Below are 2,170 nucleotides of genomic sequence, written 5' to 3' on the forward strand. Positions count from 1 at the left end.
GTTTTTAAAAACCTTGTACCTTATAGAGATGAGCACAAAAAAATGAGGCCGATTTCTCGGCCCCCAGCTTATTGGCATAAAACAGGAGATTTGGTTTGGACATAACCAGTTCTTACATTTATTATATTTTATTTTTTCTGAATTTTAAATATAATATGCACCTATTTATGTTGAGAAAGTTTTTTCTACGTGATCATAAAACTATGTGCATAAAATCATACCGCTTAAGAAATGCTACAAATGGAGGTGTATACATATGGAACCAATGCTATGTCCAAGCTGTAAAACGAACCGAACTCGCTTTAATATTCTTGAGCAACAAGTAAAACCAGTGAAATTAAATCCACAAACTGGTCAAGTAGAAGAAGAATACACAAACGAAACGATGAATGCTTTTCATATGGCTTATCAAGGACCTACTTATCGCGTCCAATGTGCTGTATGCGGGCTTGTTGAAAACCCAGAGCAATTTATAAAACCTGCGCAAAATCAGTCTTTCTCTTAAACATTTTCCCTACCCCCTATCAATTTTCTATAGGGGGTTTTTCCGTTTTACGTAAGTAAGGTGGACAATTGCTGTTTAATCAAAGGTTCCTAATTCATCTACATGTCTACTATTCATACACCGTCATATATTTTTCAATTTCACACGATTATAGTGGACCCAATAGAGTTAAAGAACAGCTAAGCCTTGCGACCCAAAGTAAGGAAAATTGGATGAAGCAACAACCTGCAACCTTACTAGACTACCATCACTTTGAATATTAAATGCTGACACTGTCCCCTGATTTCCGTTAAGGGTGTAAAAATTTCGTCCATCTTTACTCACTCCAACATCCATCGGAAGACCTGGTGCTGTCCCCGGCGGTGTACTAGTAATATGCCTTACTACTGACAGTACTCCATTGGGGGCGATCTGATAGGTGGATATGGTGCCACTTAAAGTGTTCGTAGTATAGGCAAAACGTTCATCCTTCGTTGTTATAACCCAACAAGCAGTTTTATATCCGTTTTGTACAGAGCCGCTGATTACATGAAGAGTACCGTCATTGCTCAATGAATAAGATGACAACGCATTTGAAACTGCTTCTGTAACTAAGAGAATTCCGGTCGATAGAAAGTAAGCACCCAATGGGCCTTTACCGTAAGAATCATTAACAATTGGTCCTGTAACCATACCATCTTTATTTACATGGAAGACACTGAGATGGTTTGATGTAAGCTCGGAGACAACGATTTTACTACCATCCGGGGTGAAGAGAACTTGCGCGGGCTGAGCATTAAAGGTACTGAGAGCATGAGTGGATCCTGGAATATGTGTAAGGTTTCCCTTATCATCTATGTGAAATCCAGTAATATTTGATGCAAAATTGTTTGCAGCATTACCTACATTGGACACGTAGAGAAGATTATCATACACACCAATGCTATTGGGCTGAGCACCTCCTGATGGCTTTACATCCACGAAAATCGGCACCCCGTTATCTGCTATGATAAAACTACTGATACTATGACTGCCTGCGTTAACTGCAAATAGGAAACGACCATCACGGGACAAAGTCAGAGAACCTTGTGATGCTAGAGGATCTATACCATCGTTTGCCGTTTCTGTAGAAACTTCCTTTATACCAGTACCTCTTCCGTAAGTTCGATAAGAACCTAAAAAGGTGAGCATTCCATTCGTATCCATGTGAAAAGCAACAATGTGATTCATTACTTCATTATTAGTCATCATGTATACCATACTCGCACGAGCACGAAAATAATTGTTCATTCTCTGCATTTTATAACTTTCCCCCCTTCATAATTTTATATGGTTCTTTTTCCATTTAAATTCCCATACAAATGGAAATTGATTTAGGGATATATCTTACTCATCTTGTAGTTTCTTTAAGTGAAAACCTTATTCACTTCCATATTATATTTTCAGCTCCACACCCTTCTGGTAATATTTACATAAAAGAGGTGAAACAAATGATTTTAAATAAAAAGTTAATGATTCCATTTACATTTCTACTATTAACTTGTCACATAGGCATTTTTTACTTTTGGATCTTCGATTGGAAGAAGATCTCGACTCCTTACGGTCTAGCTATATGGATTATTTCTACTGTTTGCGGCTTTTTACTTTATTACCACTTTAAACATCAAAACTCTAATAAAATAGTAT

General features: G+C 37.3%; 2 protein-coding genes and 1 pseudogene. 2 read left to right on the plus strand and 1 reads right to left on the minus strand.

Annotation, left to right across the window (positions count from 1 at the left end; genetic code table 11):
• Positions 1–256: 256 nt before the first annotated feature.
• On the plus strand, positions 257–505 hold the full coding sequence (locus AB3X48_RS21425; protein WP_000433610.1) for a hypothetical protein: 249 nt from the start codon (positions 257–259) through the stop codon (positions 503–505).
• 168 nt (positions 506–673) lie between these two features.
• Here the strand turns inward: AB3X48_RS21425 and AB3X48_RS21430 are convergent, their stop codons facing one another.
• Positions 674–1,783, minus strand: coding sequence for a lactonase family protein (locus tag AB3X48_RS21430; protein WP_088099165.1), 1,110 nt, complete (start codon positions 1,781–1,783; stop codon positions 674–676).
• A 191-nt stretch (positions 1,784–1,974) separates the two neighbouring features.
• On the opposite strand from AB3X48_RS21430, the pseudogene AB3X48_RS21435 reads away from it, so the two are divergent.
• Positions 1,975–2,170: pseudogene (locus AB3X48_RS21435) on the plus strand (hypothetical protein); the annotation flags it as partial.

The organism is Bacillus sp. S4 (assembly GCF_040838205.1).
Lineage (GTDB): Bacteria > Bacillota > Bacilli > Bacillales > Bacillaceae_G > Bacillus_A > Bacillus_A cereus_U.